The organism is bacterium, from assembly GCA_040755795.1.
Taxonomy (GTDB): domain Bacteria; phylum UBA9089; class CG2-30-40-21; order CG2-30-40-21; family SBAY01; genus JBFLXS01.
Genome location: JBFLXS010000591.1, coordinates 1 through 1984 on the forward strand (window position 1 = coordinate 1; position 1984 = coordinate 1984).

Genomic DNA, 1984 nt, shown 5'->3' on the forward strand with positions numbered 1-1984 from the left:
ACTAGCGTGAGTTTCCTAAAAAATTATTGGCGATTTGCATTAAATGTAGAACTGTGCTCTATTTTCTAAATATTTTTATGTATATACTGAAATATTGAAGATATATTCGATAGCCGTAAAAAATCATAGTCTTCATTAAATCATAAATTTTCCTAATTTATCGCAATTATGGATTTTTATCTTAACAGCCCTATTGACAAATACACTATTTTGAATATAATGTATATACTGAATATGGCAAGTTTGCAGAAAAAAATAAGTCACGGTCGTCCTTATTGGTATATTGTTGAGTGTCGGCGGATAAAGGGTAAACCGCGGCCGATGGTGCTGGCTTATTTGGGTTCGACCGAACGGTTGCTCAATCGGTTGTTAAAGGGTGAAAGGGTGGGTAGTTTAAAGGTAAAAAGTTATTCCCACGGTGCTGTATATGGTTTATGGCAGGTGGCTTCAGAGATTGGGTTATTGGCGATTTTAAATCAATATCTTCCGGTCCAAAAACGGGATGGGTTGAGTGTTGCTGAGACACTACTTTTGGCAGCCATTTATCGGGCGATCAGACCTGGTAGTAAGCGGAGTTTTTCGGAATGGGTTTGTGAGACGACTCTTCCCTTTTTAGCCAATTTTTCGTCAAAGAATTTAACAAGTCAGCATTTCTGGGATCAGATGGATGTGGTTAGCGAAGAGGCCTTAGCTGGAATTGAAGAGGTGTTGGCAAAGAAGTTAGTAGCGGATTTAGGATTTTCTTTAGATACTTTATTTTATGACACAACCAATTTCTTTACTTATGTGAATACTGGGAATGAGCGGAGTAAACTTTGTCAGCGTGGGTATAATAAGCAAAAGCGGATAGATTTGAGGCAGTTCAATCTGGCTTTGCTTGTTTCCCGGGAGGCTTTTATTCCTTTGTTTTCTTTGGTTTACGAGGGGAATATTCCTGATAACAAGAGTTTTCCTGAAATTTTGAGTCGGCTGCGGCATCGGTTAGAGGCAATTAACCAAAGGCTTGAGGATTTGACTTTGGTTTTTGATAAGGGGAATTATTCAGCTGTGGTTCAAGATGATTTAGAAAGATTAAGTATTCATTGGGTTGGTTCGTTATCCAGTGTTCATTATCAGGATTTATTAGGGGTGCCGATAAAGAAGTTTTACAAGGTTGAGTTATCGAATGGGGATGAAGTTTTTGCCTATCGCTGTGTGCGGAAGGTTTTTGGTAAGGAGATGACAGTGGTAATGGTTTTAAGTGAGAAGTTAAAGGATGGTCAGCTAAGGGGGTTTTCTCGGGCATTAGATAGAGCACTTAAAGGGTTAACGGAGTTAAAGAATGCGTTGCAGGGTGTTCGATGTAGGTATCGGAAAGAAGGAGTATTAAAGAAGGTAAATAATTTTTTGGCACGGGAGTATTTAAAAGAGGTTATTAAGGTTGAGGTAAAGGAACGTGGGGAGCAGGTTAGTATCAGTTATAAGGTTAATGATAAGCGGTGTGATTATTTGAAACAGGAGATTTTTGGCAAGAAGATTTTATTTACGGATCGGCGGGATTGGTCTGAGCGGGAGATTATCGAGGCGTATTATGGGTTGGGTCGGATTGAGCAAACATTTAGGCATTTAAAGAATCCTTATCATTTTACGGTGCGGCCTCAATATCATTGGACTGATCAAAAGGTGAAGGTTCATACATTTTGTTGTCTTTTAGGATTGTTGCTGGGGGGATTAGTTCATTGGAAGGTGAGACGCGCAGGAATAAAGATTAGTCTGGAGCATTTGTTGGAGAAACTTAATAGGATTCGTGAGGCAGTTATAATTGAGCCGACAGGTGGTAGGGGTAAACCCAGAGTGCGACGTCAGCTTGAGGAAATACCTGATGAAATTAAAAGATTATACGAAATAATTCAATTCAGTATATACAAGCCTGAAACTCATAAGTGTTAGTATTTATGCGGTTTTGTGGTAAAAAATATGCTCTAAAGTAGGAAACTCACGCTAG

The 1984-nt window shown here is 39.0% G+C and carries 1 protein-coding gene; it reads left to right on the plus strand.

From position 1 onward, the window contains the following. The first annotated feature begins 219 nt into the window (after positions 1 to 219). On the plus strand, positions 220 to 1929 hold the full coding sequence (locus tag AB1414_20020) for an IS1634 family transposase (GenBank protein ID MEW6609700.1): 1710 nt from the start codon (positions 220 to 222) through the stop codon (positions 1927 to 1929). Positions 1930 to 1984 lie beyond the last annotated feature (55 nt).

What these genes read in the sequence shown, in the direction of transcription:
- AB1414_20020 (MEW6609700.1), top strand. Translation starts at nt 220, where the DNA reads ATGTATATACTGAATATGGCAAGTTTGCAGAAAAAAATAAGTCACGGT.